This is a genomic window from Roseateles rivi (assembly GCF_043555845.1).
In the GTDB taxonomy this organism is placed as follows: domain Bacteria; phylum Pseudomonadota; class Gammaproteobacteria; order Burkholderiales; family Burkholderiaceae_C; genus Roseateles; species Roseateles rivi.
The window spans coordinates 1-280 of record NZ_JBIGHZ010000029.1 but is presented as its reverse complement, the minus strand read 5'-3'; the positions used below and the strand labels follow the sequence as shown (position 1 = coordinate 280).

The following is a 280-nucleotide window of genomic DNA, read 5'->3' as shown; positions in this document are numbered from 1 at the left end:
CTTGAGACTGCTTCACAGACGTATGAAACGAGTACTTGTCTCCGTGGTCAGCCTGGCGCTGGCTTCCAGCCTTTGGGCCCAGGCGCCGCTGCCACCTTGGCCTTGCCAGATTTCTTGCTGGATTTGTTGCGCTTGGGCACCGCCTTCTTGGCTGCTGCAGGTGATTTTTGCGCGGAGCCTTGCATCTCACCCGCAGGGCTTGCAGGTGCGGGCGTATGCGCGACTGAATGGGCAGCGGCAAGGGCTGCGGCCAGGAGCAGCGCAGCGCTGTGCTGGCTCA

1 pseudogene is annotated in these 280 nt (G+C 62.5%); it reads right to left on the bottom strand.

Annotation, left to right across the window (positions count from 1 at the left end):
* Positions 1 to 47: 47 nt before the first annotated feature.
* A pseudogene (locus tag ACG0Z6_RS16660) lies at positions 48 to 280 on the bottom strand (hypothetical protein); the annotation flags it as partial.